The sequence below is a fragment of the Propylenella binzhouense genome (assembly GCF_009866965.1).
Taxonomy (GTDB): Bacteria; Pseudomonadota; Alphaproteobacteria; order Rhizobiales; family Afifellaceae; genus Propylenella; species Propylenella binzhouense.
In genome coordinates this window covers 1-16,618 of the sequence record NZ_SPKJ01000088.1, presented here as the reverse complement: position 1 = coordinate 16,618, position 16,618 = coordinate 1, and the positions used below count along the sequence as shown (strand labels likewise).

13 protein-coding genes and 1 tRNA gene are annotated in these 16,618 nt (G+C 66.5%); all 14 read left to right on the top strand.

Annotated elements, in window-relative coordinates; translation table 11 throughout:
* Positions 1-570 (top strand): hypothetical protein (locus E4O86_RS18430; protein WP_161142015.1); only part of this gene is annotated, 570 nt, incomplete at its 5' end.
* Positions 571-686: 116 nt separating this feature from the next.
* Positions 687-762, top strand: a tRNA-Trp gene (locus E4O86_RS18425).
* A gap of 108 nt (positions 763-870) precedes the next feature.
* On the top strand, positions 871-1,068 hold the full coding sequence (gene secE / locus E4O86_RS18420) for a preprotein translocase subunit SecE (RefSeq protein WP_161142014.1): 198 nt from the start codon (positions 871-873) through the stop codon (positions 1,066-1,068).
* Between the two features lie 20 nt (positions 1,069-1,088).
* Positions 1,089-1,619 carry a transcription termination/antitermination protein NusG gene (gene nusG / locus E4O86_RS18415; RefSeq protein WP_161142013.1) on the top strand — a complete coding sequence of 177 codons (531 nt, stop codon included), beginning with the start codon at positions 1,089-1,091 and terminating at the stop codon, positions 1,617-1,619.
* Positions 1,620-1,740: 121 nt separating this feature from the next.
* Complete coding sequence (gene rplK / locus E4O86_RS18410; RefSeq protein ID WP_161142012.1) at positions 1,741-2,169, top strand: 50S ribosomal protein L11; 429 nt, start codon at positions 1,741-1,743, stop codon at positions 2,167-2,169.
* A 4-nt stretch (positions 2,170-2,173) separates the two neighbouring features.
* Positions 2,174-2,875 (top strand): 50S ribosomal protein L1, encoded by a 702-nt coding sequence (gene rplA / locus E4O86_RS18405; protein ID WP_161142011.1) that lies wholly within the window; start codon positions 2,174-2,176, stop codon positions 2,873-2,875.
* A 365-nt stretch (positions 2,876-3,240) separates the two neighbouring features.
* Complete coding sequence (gene rplJ / locus E4O86_RS18400; RefSeq protein WP_161142010.1) at positions 3,241-3,759, top strand: 50S ribosomal protein L10; 519 nt, start codon at positions 3,241-3,243, stop codon at positions 3,757-3,759.
* Between the two features lie 54 nt (positions 3,760-3,813).
* Complete coding sequence (gene rplL, locus E4O86_RS18395; RefSeq protein ID WP_161142009.1) at positions 3,814-4,194, top strand: 50S ribosomal protein L7/L12; 381 nt, start codon at positions 3,814-3,816, stop codon at positions 4,192-4,194.
* Positions 4,195-4,332: 138 nt separating this feature from the next.
* Positions 4,333-8,496, top strand: a complete 4,164-nt coding sequence (gene rpoB / locus E4O86_RS18390) for a DNA-directed RNA polymerase subunit beta (RefSeq protein WP_161142008.1) — start codon at positions 4,333-4,335, stop codon at positions 8,494-8,496.
* Positions 8,497-8,623: 127 nt separating this feature from the next.
* The gene (rpoC, locus tag E4O86_RS18385) at positions 8,624-12,817 is read left to right on the top strand and encodes a DNA-directed RNA polymerase subunit beta' (RefSeq protein ID WP_161142007.1); all 4,194 of its coding nucleotides are present in this window, start codon (positions 8,624-8,626) and stop codon (positions 12,815-12,817) included.
* Positions 12,818-13,466: 649 nt separating this feature from the next.
* Entirely contained in the window at positions 13,467-13,838 is a 372-nt protein-coding gene (rpsL, locus tag E4O86_RS18380; RefSeq protein ID WP_161142006.1) for a 30S ribosomal protein S12, read from the top strand.
* A gap of 71 nt (positions 13,839-13,909) precedes the next feature.
* The gene (gene rpsG, locus E4O86_RS18375) at positions 13,910-14,380 is read left to right on the top strand and encodes a 30S ribosomal protein S7 (protein ID WP_161142005.1); all 471 of its coding nucleotides are present in this window, start codon (positions 13,910-13,912) and stop codon (positions 14,378-14,380) included.
* 22 nt (positions 14,381-14,402) lie between these two features.
* The gene (fusA, locus tag E4O86_RS18370; RefSeq protein ID WP_161142017.1) at positions 14,403-16,493 is read left to right on the top strand and encodes an elongation factor G; all 2,091 of its coding nucleotides are present in this window, start codon (positions 14,403-14,405) and stop codon (positions 16,491-16,493) included.
* A gap of 38 nt (positions 16,494-16,531) precedes the next feature.
* The coding region (locus E4O86_RS18365) for a GTP-binding protein (RefSeq protein WP_161142016.1) at positions 16,532-16,618 on the top strand (87 nt) is incomplete at its 3' end.

The window sequence follows — 16,618 nt, the reverse complement described above, 5'->3', positions numbered from 1 at the left end:
GGCCGCGGCAGGCGCGCCGCCGTGCTGGGCGGCGCGGCGCTTGCCGCCGTGCTCGCGCTCCTCCTGGCGACGGACGTCAAGCGCGGCTTCGTGGCGCCCGCCGACCCGGCGCTGGTCGCGGCGATCCGCGCGCTCCCGAAGGACGCGGTCGTCGCCGGCTTCTCGGACGACCTCAACTTCTCGCCGCTCCTGACGAACCGCTCGACGCTCTTCAACAGGGAACTCGCGGTCGGCTACCATGCCGGCTATTTCAGGCCGCTGATGGCCCGCGTGAACGACCTCCGCGACGCGGTTCTGACCCACGATCCGGCCGTGCTCGCCGGCATCCTCGAGCGGTACCGCATCGATCTCCTCGTCGTGCCGCGCGCGATGCTCGCCGATCCGCGCATCCCGAGGTTCTATCGCGGGCTGTTCGGTCCGGATCTCGCCGCGCGCGAGGCGGCGGCCGCTTCCGGCGGGCCGACCGCGCTCGCCCGCTTCGCGTCGGAGTGCATGGCCGGCAGCTATTCCTACGACGTCGCCCTCCAGGCCGGCTGCCTCATCGGTGCGGCGCGCGCGGCTCCGCGCTAGCCCTCGCCGCTTCTCCCTTCCGCGGACATTCATGTTGCGTCGCCGCCCCGCGGGCAGTATCTACCGCGCGGCGATGCGGGGGATGCGCGAGCGGCTCCGGCTCGTCCGACTGGCGAAGGGGTGTAGCTCAGCTGGTAGAGCACCGGTCTCCAAAACCGGTGGTCGGGGGTTCGAGTCCCTCCGCCCCTGCCAAATTCCTGCGCCGCGCGGGCGACGGCCTTGCGCTCGGCAGCGAAGACGCATAGATAGGAGGTTCGAAGGCGCGCGATTGCGAAGTCGCGCGCTTTCCAGTTCGGCGGCATGGCGAAAACAAATCCGTTCCAATTCGTTCAGCAGGTTCGCTCCGAGGCTGCGAAGGTCACTTGGCCGACGCGTCGCGAGACGGCGATCACGACCGTCATGGTGTTCGTGATGGTCCTGCTGGCTGCGGTCTTTTTCTTCGTCGCCGATCAGGTTCTGGGCTGGGGCGTCGGGCTGCTGCTCGGCACGCTGGGCTGACGAGACTGGATCGGGAAGCGATGGCGAAGCGCTGGTACATCGTACACGCATACTCGAATTTCGAGCGCAAGGTCGCCGACTCCATCAGGGAGAAGGCGGCGAGCGCCGGTCTCGATCACCTGATCGACGAGATCATGGTCCCGACCGAGAAGGTCGTCGAGGTGCGGCGCGGCCGCAAGGTCGATTCGGAGCGGAAGTTCTTTCCGGGCTATGTCCTGGTCAGGATGGAGATGACCGACCAGGGCTACCATCTGATCAAGAACATCCCGAAGGTCACCGGGTTCCTCGGCACCGACAACAAGCCGATGCCGATCCCGGACGCCGAGGCCGCGCGCATCATCTCGCAGATCCAGGAAGGCGTCGAGCGTCCGAAGCCCTCCGTGAGTTTCGAGATCGGCGAGCGCATCCGCGTCGCCGATGGTCCGTTCGCCTCCTTCGAGGGCAATGTCGAAGAGGTGGACGAGGAGCGGGCGCGGCTCAAGGTGGCCGTGTCGATCTTCGGTCGGCCGACTCCCGTCGAGCTCGAATACGGGCAGGTGGAGAAGGTCTGATCGTAGGCCGGACCCCGGGGGTCCGGCGCGTGGCAGGCCCGCGGCGCGAGCCATCGTGCAGCAGAGGGCCATACCACGAAACTTCCAAGATCCGGCGCGAGGCCGGGAAACGGAGTTCTGAATGGCAAAGAAGATTACCGGCTCTCTGAAGCTTCAGGTGGCCGCGGGTTCGGCGACCCCGTCGCCGCCGATCGGGCCTGCGCTCGGCCAGCGCGGTCTCAACATCATGCAGTTCTGCAAGGAGTTCAACGCGGCGTCCGCCGACATGGAGAAGGGCTCGCCGGTTCCGGTGGTCATCACCATCTTTGCGGACCGCTCCTTCACCTTCGAGATGAAGACGCCGCCGGTCAGCTACTTCCTGAAGAAGGCGGCCGGCGTCCAGAAGGGCGGGGCGGCGCCCGGCCGCACGTCGAGCGGGCGGGTGACGCGCGCGCAGGTGCGCGGCATCGCCGAGCAGAAGATGAAGGACCTCAACGCGCAGGACGTCGAGGCGGCGATGCGCATGGTCGAGGGTTCCGCCCGGTCGATGGGCCTGGAAGTGGTGGAGTAGGGCCATGGCGAAGGTCGGAAAGCGCATGCGGAAGCTCGTCGACGGCGTCGACCGCAACAGGCTCTACCCGCTCGACGAAGCGGTCAGGCTGGTGAAGGAGCGTGCCGTCGCCAAGTTCGACGAGACGGTCGAGGTGGCGCTCAATCTCGGCGTCGATCCGCGCCATGCGGACCAGATGGTGCGCGGCGTGGTGAACCTGCCGAACGGCTCCGGCCGCACGGTGCGCGTGGCGGTGTTCGCGCGCGGCGACAAGGCGGACCAGGCGAAGGCGGCGGGTGCCGATGTCGTGGGCGCGGAGGACCTCGTCGAGCAGGTTCAGCGCGGCGAGATCAATTTCGACCGCTGCATCGCGACGCCGGACATGATGCCGCTGGTCGGCCGGCTCGGCAAGATTCTCGGCCCGCGCGGCATGATGCCGAACCCGAAGGTCGGGACGGTGACGCCGGACGTGGCGCAGGCGGTCAAGGACGCCAAGGGCGGCGCCGTCGAGTTCCGCGTCGAGAAGGCGGGCATCGTGCAGGCCGGCATCGGCAAGGCCTCCTTCACGAACGAGGCGCTTCTCGAGAACATCCGCGCCTTCGCGGACGCGGTGAACCGGGCGAAGCCGTCCGGCGCCAAGGGCACCTACATGAAGCGGATCGCGCTGACCTCCACCCAGGGTCCGGGCGTCCGCGTCGATCCGGCATCGCTCGCCGCCGCGGGCTGAGCCGGAACGCATAGATCGCCGGGCTGCGGCCCTGGCGACAGAATTCGTCCGGGGCGACCCGGGCGAAGATGGCCGGCGGGGTGACCCGTCCGGCCATGTCCTGTCCGAGACTGCAGGTGAGCGTCAGCTCTTAAGCCCTTCGGGGGCCTGCATGAGATGGGGTTCCGGAATTCGAGCGGCCGTTTCGGCGGTCCGTTCGGTTCGAACCTGATCGTCCTCCGATTCCGGCCGGAAGCGGAGGCCCGTGCTCCGGAAGGGGCCGGGGGACAGGCGTCACCGTCGCCCGTTCTCCGGCAGGGGACGGGCGGATATGGCGAAACGGTCCGGCGGCCGGAAGGCCGGCGGGCCAGATGAGGACAGAGGCAGTGGATAGAGCGCAGAAGAGCGAGTCGGTGGCTCAGCTCCACGACGTGTTTTCGAACACGGGCGTGGTGGTGGTCGCCCACTATTCCGGCCTGACCGTCGCCCAGATGACAACCCTCCGGTTGCGCATGCGGGAAGCGGGGGCCAGCCTCAAGGTCGCCAAGAACCGCCTCGCCAAGCTCGCCCTGAAGGACACGGACGCCGAGGGAATCAGCGGCCTGTTCCAGGGACCCACGGTGATTGCCTATTCGGCAGATCCCGTCGCCGCTCCGAAGGTGGCCACCGATTTCGCGAAGGCGAACGACAAGTTCGTCATTCTCGGCGGTGCCATGGGGCGGACGAGCCTGGACGCGGGCGGCGTCGAAGCGCTGGCGAAGTTGCCGTCGCTGGACGAGCTGCGCGCTCGCCTGGTCGGCATGATCAACACGCCGGCGACCCGCATCGCGGGGGTCCTGCAGGCTCCGGGGGCGCAGCTCGCGCGCGTGCTCTCGGCCTACGCCACGAAGGACGAGGCGGCCTGAGGCCGATCTTGAATCAATGCCCTTACGGGTTCGAACCGACAGAAAGTGACTGAAATGGCTGATCTTGCGAAGATTGTTGACGACCTCTCCAGCTTGACCGTGCTTGAGGCGGCCGAGCTCTCGAAGCTCCTCGAGGAGAAGTGGGGCGTGTCGGCCGCGGCTCCGGTCGCGATGGCGGCGGCTCCGGGCGCCGGCGGCGCGGCCGCCGAGCCGGTCGAGGAGAAGACCGAGTTCGACGTCGTCCTGACGGCGGCCGGCGACAAGAAGATCAACGTCATCAAGGAAGTGCGCGCGATCACGGGACTCGGCCTGAAGGAGGCCAAGGATCTCGTCGAAGGCGCGCCGAAGACGGTGAAGGAAGCTGTCGCCAAGGCCGAGGCCGAGGACATCAAGAAGAAGCTCGAGGAAGCCGGCGCGAAGGTCGAGCTGAAGTAGGGCTTCTCACGAAACCGGGCGCGGGCTCCGGCCCGCGTCCACCTTTGCGGCCCGCGGGCCGCAGGCTGCCCCGATGGATGCACGACGGCGTGCCGCCCTCCGGACAGCCGTCCGCAACAAGACTTGCGAGGATTTCTCATGGCGAACTCGATCACAGGCGTCAAGCAGGTGAGCTTCTCGGGCCGGCGGCGCATCCGCAAGTTTTTCGGCCACATCAAGGAAGCGGCCGAGATGCCGAACCTCATCGAGGTTCAGAAGTCGTCCTACGACCAGTTCCTGATGGTGGAGGAGCCGAAGGGCGGGCGGCCCGACGACGGGCTCCAGGCCGTCTTCAAGTCGGTGTTCCCGATCACCGATTTCGCCGGGACCGCCATGCTCGAATTCGTGCGCTACGAGTTCGACCAGCCGAAATATGACGTCGACGAGTGCCGGCAGCGCGACATGACCTTCGCAGCGCCGCTCAAGGTGACGCTGCGCCTCATCGTGTTCGACGTCGACGCCGACACCGGCGCGAAGTCCGTGAAGGACATCAAGGAGCAGGACGTCTACATGGGCGACATCCCGCTCATGACGGACAACGGCACCTTCATCGTGAACGGCACCGAGCGCGTCATCGTCTCGCAGATGCACCGCTCGCCGGGCGTGTTCTTCGACCACGACAAGGGCAAGACGCATTCCTCGGGCAAGCTGCTCTTCGCCGCCCGCATCATCCCCTATCGCGGCTCCTGGCTCGACATCGAGTTCGACGCCAAGGACATCGTGCACGCGCGCATCGACCGCCGCCGCAAGATCCCCGTGACGTCGCTGCTGATGGCGCTCGGCATGGACGGCGAGGAGATCCTCGCGACCTTCTACGACCACGTCACCGCGACGCGGGACGGCGATTCCTGGCGGCTGCCGTTCGATCCGGAGAAGCTTCGCGGCGCCAAGCCGAACGAGGACCTCGTGGACGCGGCGTCCGGCGAGGTGATCGTCGAGGCCGGCAAGAAGGTCACGGCGCGGATGGCGCGCCAGATCAAGGAGAAGGGCGTCACTGCGCTCCGCATCTCCCCCGATGCGCTCGTCGGCCGCTATCTCGCCGAGGACATCGTCAACTACCAGACCGGCGAGATCTATGCCGAGGCGGGCGACGAGATCAACGAGAAGACGCTCGCAAAGTTCGACGAGATCGGCCAGATCGAGCTGCCGCTCCTCGAGATCGACCACGTGAACGTGGGCGGCTACATCCGCAACACGCTCGCCGCCGACAAGAACGAGAACCGCGAGGACGCGCTCTTCGACATCTACCGGGTCATGCGCCCGGGCGAGCCGCCGACGATCGAGACGGCGGAGGCGATGTTCCATTCGCTGTTCTTCGATCCGGAGCGCTACGACCTCTCGGCGGTCGGCCGCGTGAAGATGAACATGCGGCTCGACCTCGACGCCGCCGACACGGTCCGGATCCTGCGGAAGGAGGACATCCTCTCCGTCATCCGGACGCTTGTGGACCTGCGCGACGGCCGCGGCGAGATCGACGACATCGACAATCTCGGCAACCGGCGCGTGCGCTCGGTCGGCGAGCTGATGGAGAACCAGTACCGCGTCGGGCTGCTCCGGATGGAGCGCGCGATCAAGGAGCGCATGTCCTCCGTCGAGATCGACACGGTCATGCCGCAGGACCTGATCAACGCGAAGCCGGCCGCCGCCGCGGTCCGCGAGTTCTTCGGATCCTCGCAGCTCTCGCAGTTCATGGACCAGACCAACCCGCTGTCGGAGATCACGCACAAGCGGCGCCTCTCCGCGCTCGGTCCGGGCGGTCTCACGCGCGAGCGCGCGGGCTTCGAGGTCCGTGACGTGCATCCGACCCATTACGGCCGGATCTGCCCGATCGAGACCCCGGAAGGCCCGAATATCGGCCTCATCAACTCGCTGGCGACCTTCGCGCGCGTCAACAAATACGGCTTCATCGAGAGCCCGTACCGCAGGATCGTGGACGGTCGGGTAACCGACGAAGTCGTCTATCTCTCCGCGATGGAGGAGGCGAAGTACACGGTCGCCCAGGCGAACGCTCCGCTCGACGGCGAGGGCCGCTTCATCAACGAGCTCGTCACCTGCCGGCACAGCGGCGACGTCTCGATGGTGACGCGCGAGAAGGTCGACCTGATGGACGTGTCGCCGAAGCAGCTCGTCTCCGTCGCCGCGGCGCTCATCCCGTTCCTCGAGAACGACGACGCCAACCGCGCGCTCATGGGTTCGAACATGCAGCGTCAGGCCGTGCCGCTGGTGCGTGCCGAGGCGCCGTTCGTCGGCACCGGCATGGAACCGATCGTGGCGCGCGATTCCGGCGCGGCGATCGCCGCGCGCCGCACGGGCGTGGTCGACCAGGTCGACGCCACCCGCATCGTGGTGCGCGCGACCGAGGATGTCGACGCCGCCCAGTCGGGCGTCGACATCTACCGGCTGCAGAAGTTCCAGCGCTCGAACCAGTCGACCTGCATCACGCAGCGCCCGCTTGTGAGCGTCGGCGACCGCGTTCGCAAGGGCGAGGTCATCGCCGACGGACCCTCGACGGAGCTCGGGGATCTCGCGCTCGGCCGCAACGTGCTCGTCGCGTTCATGCCGTGGAACGGCTACAACTTCGAGGATTCGATCTTGCTCTCCGAGCGGATCGTCCGCGACGACGTGTTCACGTCCATCCACATCGAGGAATTCGAGGTGATGGCGCGGGATACGAAGCTCGGGCCGGAGGAGATCACGCGCGACATCCCGAACGTCTCGGAGGAGGCGCTGAAGAACCTCGACGAGGCGGGCATCGTCTATGTCGGCGCCGAGGTCAATCCGGGCGACATCCTCGTCGGCAAGATCACGCCGAAGGGCGAGAGCCCGATGACGCCGGAGGAGAAGCTCCTCCGCGCGATCTTCGGCGAGAAGGCCTCCGACGTCCGCGACACGTCGCTCAGGATGCCCCCCGGCACCTACGGCACGGTGGTCGAGGTGCGCGTCTTCAACCGCCACGGCGTGGAGAAGGACGAGCGCGCCATGGCGATCGAGCGCGAGGAGATTCAGCGGCTGGCCAAGGACCGCGATGACGAGCAGTCGATCCTCGACCGCAACATCTACGGGCGTCTCGCCGAGCTCCTGAAGGGGCAGGTCGGGATGTCGGGTCCGAAGGGCTTCAAGAAGGGCGTCGAGATCACCGACGAGGTGCTCGCCGAGCATCCGCGTTCGCAATGGTGGCAGTTCGCGGTCGCCGACGACCAGCTGATGACGACGGTCGAGGCGCTCAAGGCACAGTACGACGAGAGCCGCAAGCGCCTGGAGACCCGCTTCATCGACAAGGTGGAGAAGCTCCAGCGCGGCGACGAGCTGCCCCCCGGCGTGATGAAGATGGTCAAGGTCTTCGTCGCGGTGAAGCGCAAGATCCAGCCCGGCGACAAGATGGCCGGCCGCCACGGCAACAAGGGTGTCGTGTCGCGGATCGTGCCGATCGAGGACATGCCGTTCCTGGAGGACGGCACGCATGTCGACATCGTGCTGAACCCGCTCGGCGTGCCGAGCCGCATGAATGTCGGGCAGATCCTCGAGACGCATCTCGGCTGGGCATGCGCCGGCCTCGGGCAGAGGATCGGCGACCTTGCGGAGGAGTACGGCCGCACGGGCGGAATGCAGGCGCTGCGCGGGATGCTGTCGGATCTCTACGACGACAACGCGAAGAACGAGCCGGTCTCGAGCTTCGACGACGAATCCGTGCTCCGGCTCGCCGGCCAGCTGAAGAAGGGCGTCCCGATCGCGACGCCGGTCTTCGACGGCGCGAAGGAGGAGGACATCGTCCGCCTGCTGGAGAAGGCGGGGCTCAACCGCTCCGGCCAGAGCCGTCTCTATGACGGGCGGACGGGCGACGTCTTCGATCGCAACGTGACGGTCGGCTACATCTACATGCTGAAGCTGCACCATCTCGTGGACGACAAGATCCACGCCCGTTCGATCGGCCCGTACAGCCTCGTCACCCAGCAGCCGCTCGGCGGCAAGGCGCAGTTCGGCGGCCAGCGCTTCGGCGAGATGGAGGTCTGGGCCCTGGAAGCCTACGGCGCGGCCTATACCTTGCAGGAGATGCTGACCGTGAAGTCGGACGACGTCGCGGGCCGCACCAAGGTCTACGAGGCGATCGTGCGCGGCGACGACACGTTCGAGGCCGGCATCCCGGAGAGCTTCAACGTGCTCGTGAAGGAGATGCGCTCGCTCGGCCTCAACGTCGAGCTGCAGGATACGGCCAACCGGCCGCAGCTGCCCGACGACTACAGCCAGCGCGACGCCGCGGAGTGAGACGAGAGATGCGGGACGCCCGGCGCGGGCGTCCCGGCCGAATTCGTGAAATCAGCGCTGCGCCGATCTGCGCGCGGCGACCCGCCCTCCGCACGAGGGCATGCCGAAAGGGCTAAGGAGTGACCGCATGAACCAAGAGGTCATGAACATCTTCAACCCGCAGGTCCAGGCGCAGACCTTCGATCAGATCCGCATCTCGATCGCAAGTCCCGAGAAGATCCTGTCCTGGTCCTACGGCGAGATCAAGAAGCCGGAGACGATCAACTACCGTACGTTCAAGCCGGAGCGCGACGGCCTGTTCTGCGCGCGGATCTTCGGCCCGATCAAGGATTACGAGTGCTTGTGCGGCAAGTACAAGCGCATGAAGTACAAGGGCATCATCTGCGAGAAGTGCGGCGTCGAGGTCACGCTCGCGCGCGTCCGCCGCGAGCGCATGGGCCATATCGAGCTCGCCGCGCCGGTCGCCCACATCTGGTTCCTGAAGTCGCTGCCGTCCCGCATCGGCCTCATGCTCGACATGACGCTGAAGGACATCGAGCGCGTGCTCTATTTCGAGCACTACATCGTCGTCGAGCCCGGCATCACGCCGCTCAAGGAGAAGCAGCTCCTCTCCGAGGACGAGTATCTCGAGGCGCAGGACCAGTACGGCGCGGACAGCTTCACCGCCATGATCGGCGCGGAGGCGATCCGCGAGCTCCTGATGCAGCTCGACCTCGAGAAGGAGATCGGCCGGCTCCGCCAGGAGATCGCGGAATCGAAATCCGAGCTGAAGCCGAAGAAGCTCGCCAAGCGGCTGAAGCTGATCGAGGCCTTCGTCCAGTCCGGCAACCGCCCGGAATGGATGATCATGACCGTCGTTCCGGTGATCCCGCCGGACCTGCGGCCGCTCGTGCCGCTCGACGGCGGCCGCTTCGCGACCTCGGACCTGAACGACCTCTACCGCCGCGTCATCAACCGGAACAACCGCCTCAAGCGGCTGATCGAGCTGAGGGCGCCCGACATCATCATCCGCAACGAGAAGCGGATGCTGCAGGAGGCCGTCGACGCGCTCTTCGACAACGGCAGGCGCGGGCGCGTCATCACGGGCACCAACAAGCGGCCGCTGAAGTCGCTCTCCGACATGCTGAAGGGCAAGCAGGGCCGGTTCCGCCAGAACCTGCTCGGCAAGCGCGTCGACTATTCCGGCCGGTCGGTCATCGTGGTCGGCCCGGAGCTCAAGCTGCACCAGTGCGGCCTGCCGAAGAAGATGGCGCTCGAGCTCTTCAAGCCGTTCATCTATGCGCGGCTCGACGCGAAGGGCTACTCGTCGACGGTGAAGCAGGCGAAGAAGCTCGTCGAGAAGGAGAAGCCGGAGGTCTGGGACATCCTGGACGAGGTCATCCGCGAGCATCCGGTGCTCCTGAACCGGGCCCCGACGCTCCACCGCCTCGGCATCCAGGCCTTCGAGCCGACGCTCATCGAGGGCAAGGCGATCCAGCTCCACCCGCTCGTCTGCGCGGCCTTCAACGCCGACTTTGACGGCGACCAGATGGCGGTCCACGTGCCGCTGTCGCTGGAGGCGCAGCTCGAGGCGCGCGTCCTGATGATGTCGACGAACAACATCCTGCACCCGGCCAACGGGCAGCCGATCATCGTGCCGTCGCAGGATATCGTCCTCGGGCTCTACTACCTGTCGATCATGCAGGAGAACGAGCCCGGGCAGGGCATGGCGTTCGGCTCCATGGGCGAGCTTCTGCATGCGCTCGAGACCGGCGCCGTGACGCTCCACGCCAAGATCCGCGGCCGCTACAAGTCGGTCGATGCGGAGGGCAGGGAGACCTCGCAGATCTACGAGACCACGCCCGGCCGCATGATGATCGGCGAGCTCCTGCCGAAGCATCCGAACGTGCCCTTCGACGTCTGCAACAAGCTGATGACGAAGAAGGAGATCAGCCGGATGATCGATTCGGTCTACCGGCACACGGGCCAGAAGGAGACCGTGATCTTCTGCGACCGGATCATGCAGCTTGGCTTCACCCAGGCCTGCAAGGCCGGCATCTCGTTCGGCAAGGACGACATGGTGATCCCGGAGACGAAGGCGAATCTCGTCGAGGAGACGCGCCGCCTCGCGACCGAGTACGAGCAGCAGTACAATGACGGCCTGATCACGCAGGGCGAGAAGTACAACAAGGTCGTCGACGCCTGGGCCAAGTGCACCGACAAGGTCGCCGACGAGATGATGAAGCGCATCCAGGCGGTCGAGTTCGATCCGGAGACCAAGCGTCAGAAGCCGATCAACTCGATCTACATGATGTCGCATTCGGGCGCCCGCGGCTCGCCGGCGCAGATGAAGCAGCTCGCCGGCATGCGCGGCCTCATGGCCAAGCCGTCGGGCGAGATCATCGAGAGCCCGATCATCTCGAACTTCAAGGAAGGCCTGTCGGTGCTGGAGTACTTCAACTCCACGCACGGTGCCCGCAAGGGCCTCGCCGACACCGCCCTGAAGACGGCCAACTCCGGCTACCTGACCCGCCGTCTCGTCGACGTCGCGCAGGACTGCATCATCACGGCCGAGGATTGCGGCACAGAGCGGGGCCTGACGATGCAGGCCATCGTCGATGCCGGCCAGGTGATCGCGTCGCTCGGGCAGCGGGTGCTCGGCCGCACCGCGGCGGAGGACGTCAGCGATCCGAGGACCGGCGAGGTGATCGTGCCGTTCAACGAGATGATCGAGGAGCGGCACATCGAGGCCATCGAGGCGGCCGGCGTCCAGGCGATCAAGATCCGTTCGGTGCTGACCTGCGAGACGAAGTACGGCGTCTGCGGCCGCTGCTACGGGCGCGACCTCGCCCGCGGCACGCCCGTCAACATGGGCGAGGCGGTCGGCGTCATCGCGGCGCAGTCGATCGGCGAGCCTGGCACCCAGCTCACCATGCGCACCTTCCACATCGGCGGAACGGCGCAGGTGGTGGACCAGTCCTTCATCGAATCGAGCTTCGACGGCCGGGTGACGATCCGCAACCGTGCCGTGGTGCGCGATTCCGAGGGACGTCTCGTGGTGATGGGCCGCAACATGCAGGTCATCATCCTCGACGAGGGGGGCGAGGAGCGGGCGAGCCACCGCGTCAGCTACGGCGCGCGCCTCTTCGTCGACGAGGGCGACACGATCCGGCGCGGCCAGCGCATCGCGGAATGGGATCCCTATACCCGGCCGGTGCTCACGGAAGTGGGCGGCGTGGTCGAGTACGAGGATCTGCTCGAGGGCGTGTCGGTGATCGAGTCGGCCGACGAATCGACGGGCATCACCAAGCGGCAGGTCGTCGACTGGCGCGCGCATCCGCGTGGCGCCGGCCTTCGCCCGGCAATGGTGATCCGCACCGCCGAGGGCGACGTGATCAAGCTCGAGCGGGGCGGCGAGGCGCGCTACCAGCTCTCCGTCGACGCGATCCTGTCGGTCGATCCGGGCGCCAAGGTCAATCCGGGCGACGTGCTCGCACGTATCCCGCTCGAGAGCGCCAAGACGCGCGACATCACCGGCGGTCTGCCGCGGGTGGCGGAGCTCTTCGAGGCGCGGCGGCCGAAGGACCACGCCATCATCTCCGAGATCGCCGGCACGGTCCGGTTCGGGCGCGACTACAAGAACAAGCGCCGGATCGTGATCGAGCCGCTCGAAGAGGGCGCGGAGCCGATCGAATACCTGATCCCGAAGGGTCGCCCGTTCCACCTCCAGGAGGGGGACACGATCGAGAAGGGCGACTACATCCTGGACGGCCTGCCGGCCCCGCACGACATCCTGGCGATCAAGGGCGTCGAGGAGCTCGCGGCCTACCTCGTCAACGAGGTGCAGGAGGTGTACCGGCTGCAGGGCGTGCTCATCAACGACAAGCACATCGAGGTGATCGTCCGCCAGATGCTGCAGAAGGTCGAGATCGAGAACGCCGGCGACAGCGAGTACATCGCGGGCGAGCAGGTCGACCGGATCGAGCTCGACGAGGTCAACGAGAAGCTGCTCGAGGACGGCAAGGAGCCGGCGACCGGTACCCCCGTGCTGCTCGGCATCACCAAGGCCAGCCTGCAGACGCGGTCCTTCATCTCCGCCGCGTCCTTCCAGGAGACGACGCGCGTCCTCACCGATGCCGCCGTCAACGGCAAGGTCGATACGCTCGAGGGCCTGAAGGAGAACGTGATCGTCGGCCGCCTCATCCCGGCGGGGACCGGCGGCATGATGAACCGCCTGCGGCAGATCGCGGGCCGCCGCGACGAGCTCATCCTCGAGGAGGAGAAGAAGGGGGCGGCCGTGCAGCCCGCGCTCGAGGATCTCACGGCCTCGCCGGCCGAGTGATCCGCCCTCCGTGTGAAGCCAAGGGGGCCGCCTTCGGGCGGCCCCTCCTTCTTTCGAAGGCGCTCTTGTTGCGCCGGGGCAACGGCGTCCGACAACCAAATGGAAACCAGATTCGGGTGATTGTGGAGGCGACCATCGTTCCTCTAGAAACCCGCGACCTTGATCGATCTCCCCGCCTGCGACGTCACCGGAACCCGGCCTCGGAACGGCTTTGGGTCGCGTCCGTCCGGCGCTCGACGATCGTAGCGCTTCGGACCTGGTGACATGCGTATCGGCATCTTCTGGCGTACCATCCTGTTCCTCTCCCTCACTGCGGGCTATGCCGCGCTGGCGGCCGTCCCGTACCTTCTCTGAGGGCCTCCCGGCCGGCGCGGGCGGAATTTTGCCGGCCCCGAGGGTTGACGTTCCGTCTGTCAGCGTCTAGATGGGGCCCACCACTGGGCAGGCGGTAGGCCGAACCATCGATTCCTTGCGTCCAAAGCGGGGGATCAAGTCGGCTTAGACGCTGCTTTGGTCCGACACGAAACATGCGATGCATGATCGCGGGTTCGCCTGTGATCCTCTGTCTTGCTGCACCGCCGCGTCACCGCGGTCGGTGTTGTTTTCTTCGTTTATCAGCGGGCTTTTGCCCACGAGGCCGGAACGATAGATGCCGACGATCAACCAGCTGATCCGCAAGCCGCGGAACGACAAGCCGCGGCGCAACAAGGTCCCAGCGCTCGACGCGAATCCGCAGAAGCGGGGCGTCTGCACGCGCGTCTACACCACGACCCCGAAGAAGCCGAACTCGGCGCTGCGGAAGGTCGCGAAGGTGCGCCTGACCAACGGCTACGAAGTGATCGGCTACATTCCGGGCGAGGGGCATAACCTCCAGGAGCACTCGGTGGTGATGATCCGCGGCGGACGCGTGAAGGACCTTCCGGGTGTCCGCTATCACATCCTCCGCGGCGTGCTCGATACGCAGGGCGTCAAGGATCGCCGGCAGCGCCGGTCGAAATACGGCGCGAAGCGGCCGAAGTGAGCGGTCGAGTGGCGCGGGCGTCGGCTTGCCTGCTGCCGGGTTGAGGTTTCGAAGGTTCAAGGAAGTCGTTCATGTCGCGACGTCACCGCGCCGAAAAGCGCGAGATCATCCCGGACCCGAAATACGGGGACATCGTGATCTCGAAATTCATGAACTCGGTCATGCATGCGGGCAAGAAGTCCGCGGCCGAGGCGATCGTCTACGGCGCCCTGACCGAGATCGAGCGCAAGACGCGCCAGGACCCGGTCGGCGCGTTCCATCAGGCGCTCGAGAATGTCATGCCGCAGATCGAGGTGCGTTCGCGCCGCGTCGGCGGCGCCACCTACCAGGTCCCGGTCGAGGTCCGGACCGAGCGCCGGCAGGCGCTCGCGATCCGCTGGCTGATCTCCGCCGCGCGTGCCCGCAACGAGCGTACGATGGTCGACCGTCTTTCCGGCGAGCTGCTCGACGCCGCCAACAATCGCGGCAATGCCGTGAAGAAGCGCGAAGACACGCATCGCATGGCCGATGCGAACCGCGCCTTCTCGCATTACCGCTGGTAACTCCGAACAAGGGTCGATGACGATGGCTCGCGACTACAAGATCGAGGACTACCGCAATTTCGGCATCATGGCGCACATCGATGCCGGAAAGACGACGACCACGGAGCGGGTCCTCTACTATACCGGCAAGAGCCATAAGATGGGCGAGGTCCATGAGGGCGCCGCCACCATGGACTGGATGGAGCAGGAGCAGGAGCGCGGCATAACGATCACGTCGGCCGCGACCACCACCTTCTGGCAGGGGCGCGACGGCAAGAAGCGGCGCCTCAACATCATCGACACGCCCGGGCACGTCGACTTCACCATCGAGGTGGAGCGGTCGCTGCGCGTCCTCGACGGCGCGATCGCGCTTCTCGACGCCAATGCGGGCGTCGAGCCGCAGACCGAGACGGTGTGGCGGCAGGCCGACAAATACCACGTGCCGCGCATGATCTTTGTCAACAAGATGGACAAGATCGGGGCCGACTTCTACCGCTGCGTCGACATGATCCGCGACCGCCTGGGCGCGACGCCGGTCGTCATGCAGCTGCCGATCGGCGCGGAGAGCGAGTTCAAGGGCGTCGTCGACCTCGTCGACATGAAGGCGCTCATCTGGAAGGACGAGACGCTCGGCGCCGAGTGGGAGATCCGCGACGTTCCGGCCGACATGCTCGACCGCGCCAAGGAGTGGCGCGAGAAGCTGGTCGAGGCCGCGGTCGAGATCGACGAGGCCGCCACCGAGGCCTATCTCGAGGGCAACGAGCCCGACGAGGAGGGGCTGCGCGCGCTCGTCCGCCGCGGCACCTGCGATGTGGCCTTCTATCCGGTGTTCTGCGGCTCGGCCTTCAAGAACAAGGGCGTGCAGCCGCTTCTCGACGCGGTCGTTGACTACCTGCCGAGCCCGGTCGACGTGCCGGCGATCCGCGGCATCGATCCGAAGACCGGCGACGAGGTGAAGCGGGTGTCCTCGGACAGCGAGCCGCTCTCGATGCTCGCCTTCAAGATCATGAACGATCCCTTCGTCGGCTCGCTCACCTTCTGCCGCATCTATTCGGGCCAGCTCCAGTCCGGCGCGATGCTGATGAACACGGTGAAGGAGAAGCGGGAGCGCATCGGCCGCATGCTGCTGATGCACTCCAACCAGCGCGAGGAGATCAAGGAGGCCTATGCCGGCGACATCGTCGCCGTGGTCGGCCTCAAGGAGACGACGACGGGCGACACGCTCTGCGATCCGACCAAGCCGGTCATCCTGGAGCGGATGGAGTTCCCCGAGCCGGTCATCGAGATCGCGATCGAGCCGAATTCGAAGGCCGACCAGGAGAAGATGGGCATCGCGCTGAACCGTCTGGCGCAGGAGGATCCGTCCTTCCGCGTGAAGACCGACGAGGAGTCCGGGCAGACGATCATCGCCGGGATGGGCGAACTCCATCTCGACATCATCGTCGACCGCATGAAGCGCGAGTTCAAGGTGGACGCGACCGTCGGCCAGCCGCAGGTCGCCTACCGCGAGACGCTCACGCAGGTGGCGGAGATCGACTACACGCACAAGAAGCAGACCGGCGGTTCGGGCCAGTTCGCGCGCGTCAAGATCCGCTTCGAGCCGCAGGAGCCGGGTGCCGGCTTCGCCTTCGACAGCAAGGTCGTGGGTGGCTCGGTCCCGAAGGAATACGTGCCCGGCGTCCAGAAGGGCATCGAGAGCGTGATGAACAACGGCGTGATCGCCGGCTTCCCGATGGTCGACATCAAGGCGACCCTCCTCGACGGTGCGTATCACGAGGTCGATTCCTCGGTGCTCGCCTTCGAGATCGCCTCCCGCGCGGCCTTCCGCGAGGGGGCGCAGAAGGGCCGCCCGGTCCTGCTCGAGCCGATCATGAAGGTCGAGGTGGTGACGCCGGAGGAATATACCGGCTCCGTCATCGGCGACCTCAACTCCCGGCGCGGGCAGGTGCAGGGCCAGGAGATGCGCGGCAACGCGGTCGTCGTGAACGCGATGGTGCCGCTCGCCAACATGTTCGGCTACGTCAACACGCTGCGCTCGATGAGCCAGGGTCGCGCGCAGTACACGATGCAGTTCGACCACTACTCGCAGGTGCCGAGCCAGGTGGCGCAGGAAATTCAGTCGAAATATGCCTGAGCTGAGGCTTAGGTCGAAGAATCGCATGGAGTAAGCTGATGGCTAAGGAAAAATTTGCGCGCACGAAGCCGCATGTGAACATCGGCACGATCGGTCATGTCGATCACGGCAAGACGACGCTGACG

Bases quoted from the DNA above. Each gene is read 5' to 3' on its own strand.
- secE (WP_161142014.1), top strand. From the start codon at position 871: ATGGCGAAAACAAATCCGTTCCAATTCGTTCAGCAGGTTCGCTCCGAG.
- nusG (WP_161142013.1), top strand. From the start codon at position 1,089: ATGGCGAAGCGCTGGTACATCGTACACGCATACTCGAATTTCGAGCGC.
- rplK (WP_161142012.1), top strand. From the start codon at position 1,741: ATGGCAAAGAAGATTACCGGCTCTCTGAAGCTTCAGGTGGCCGCGGGT.
- rplA (WP_161142011.1), top strand. From the start codon at position 2,174: ATGGCGAAGGTCGGAAAGCGCATGCGGAAGCTCGTCGACGGCGTCGAC.
- rplL (WP_161142009.1), top strand. From the start codon at position 3,814: ATGGCTGATCTTGCGAAGATTGTTGACGACCTCTCCAGCTTGACCGTG.
- rpoB (WP_161142008.1), top strand. From the start codon at position 4,333: ATGGCGAACTCGATCACAGGCGTCAAGCAGGTGAGCTTCTCGGGCCGG.
- rpoC (WP_161142007.1), top strand. From the start codon at position 8,624: ATGAACCAAGAGGTCATGAACATCTTCAACCCGCAGGTCCAGGCGCAG.
- rpsL (WP_161142006.1), top strand. From the start codon at position 13,467: ATGCCGACGATCAACCAGCTGATCCGCAAGCCGCGGAACGACAAGCCG.
- rpsG (WP_161142005.1), top strand. From the start codon at position 13,910: ATGTCGCGACGTCACCGCGCCGAAAAGCGCGAGATCATCCCGGACCCG.
- fusA (WP_161142017.1), top strand. From the start codon at position 14,403: ATGGCTCGCGACTACAAGATCGAGGACTACCGCAATTTCGGCATCATG.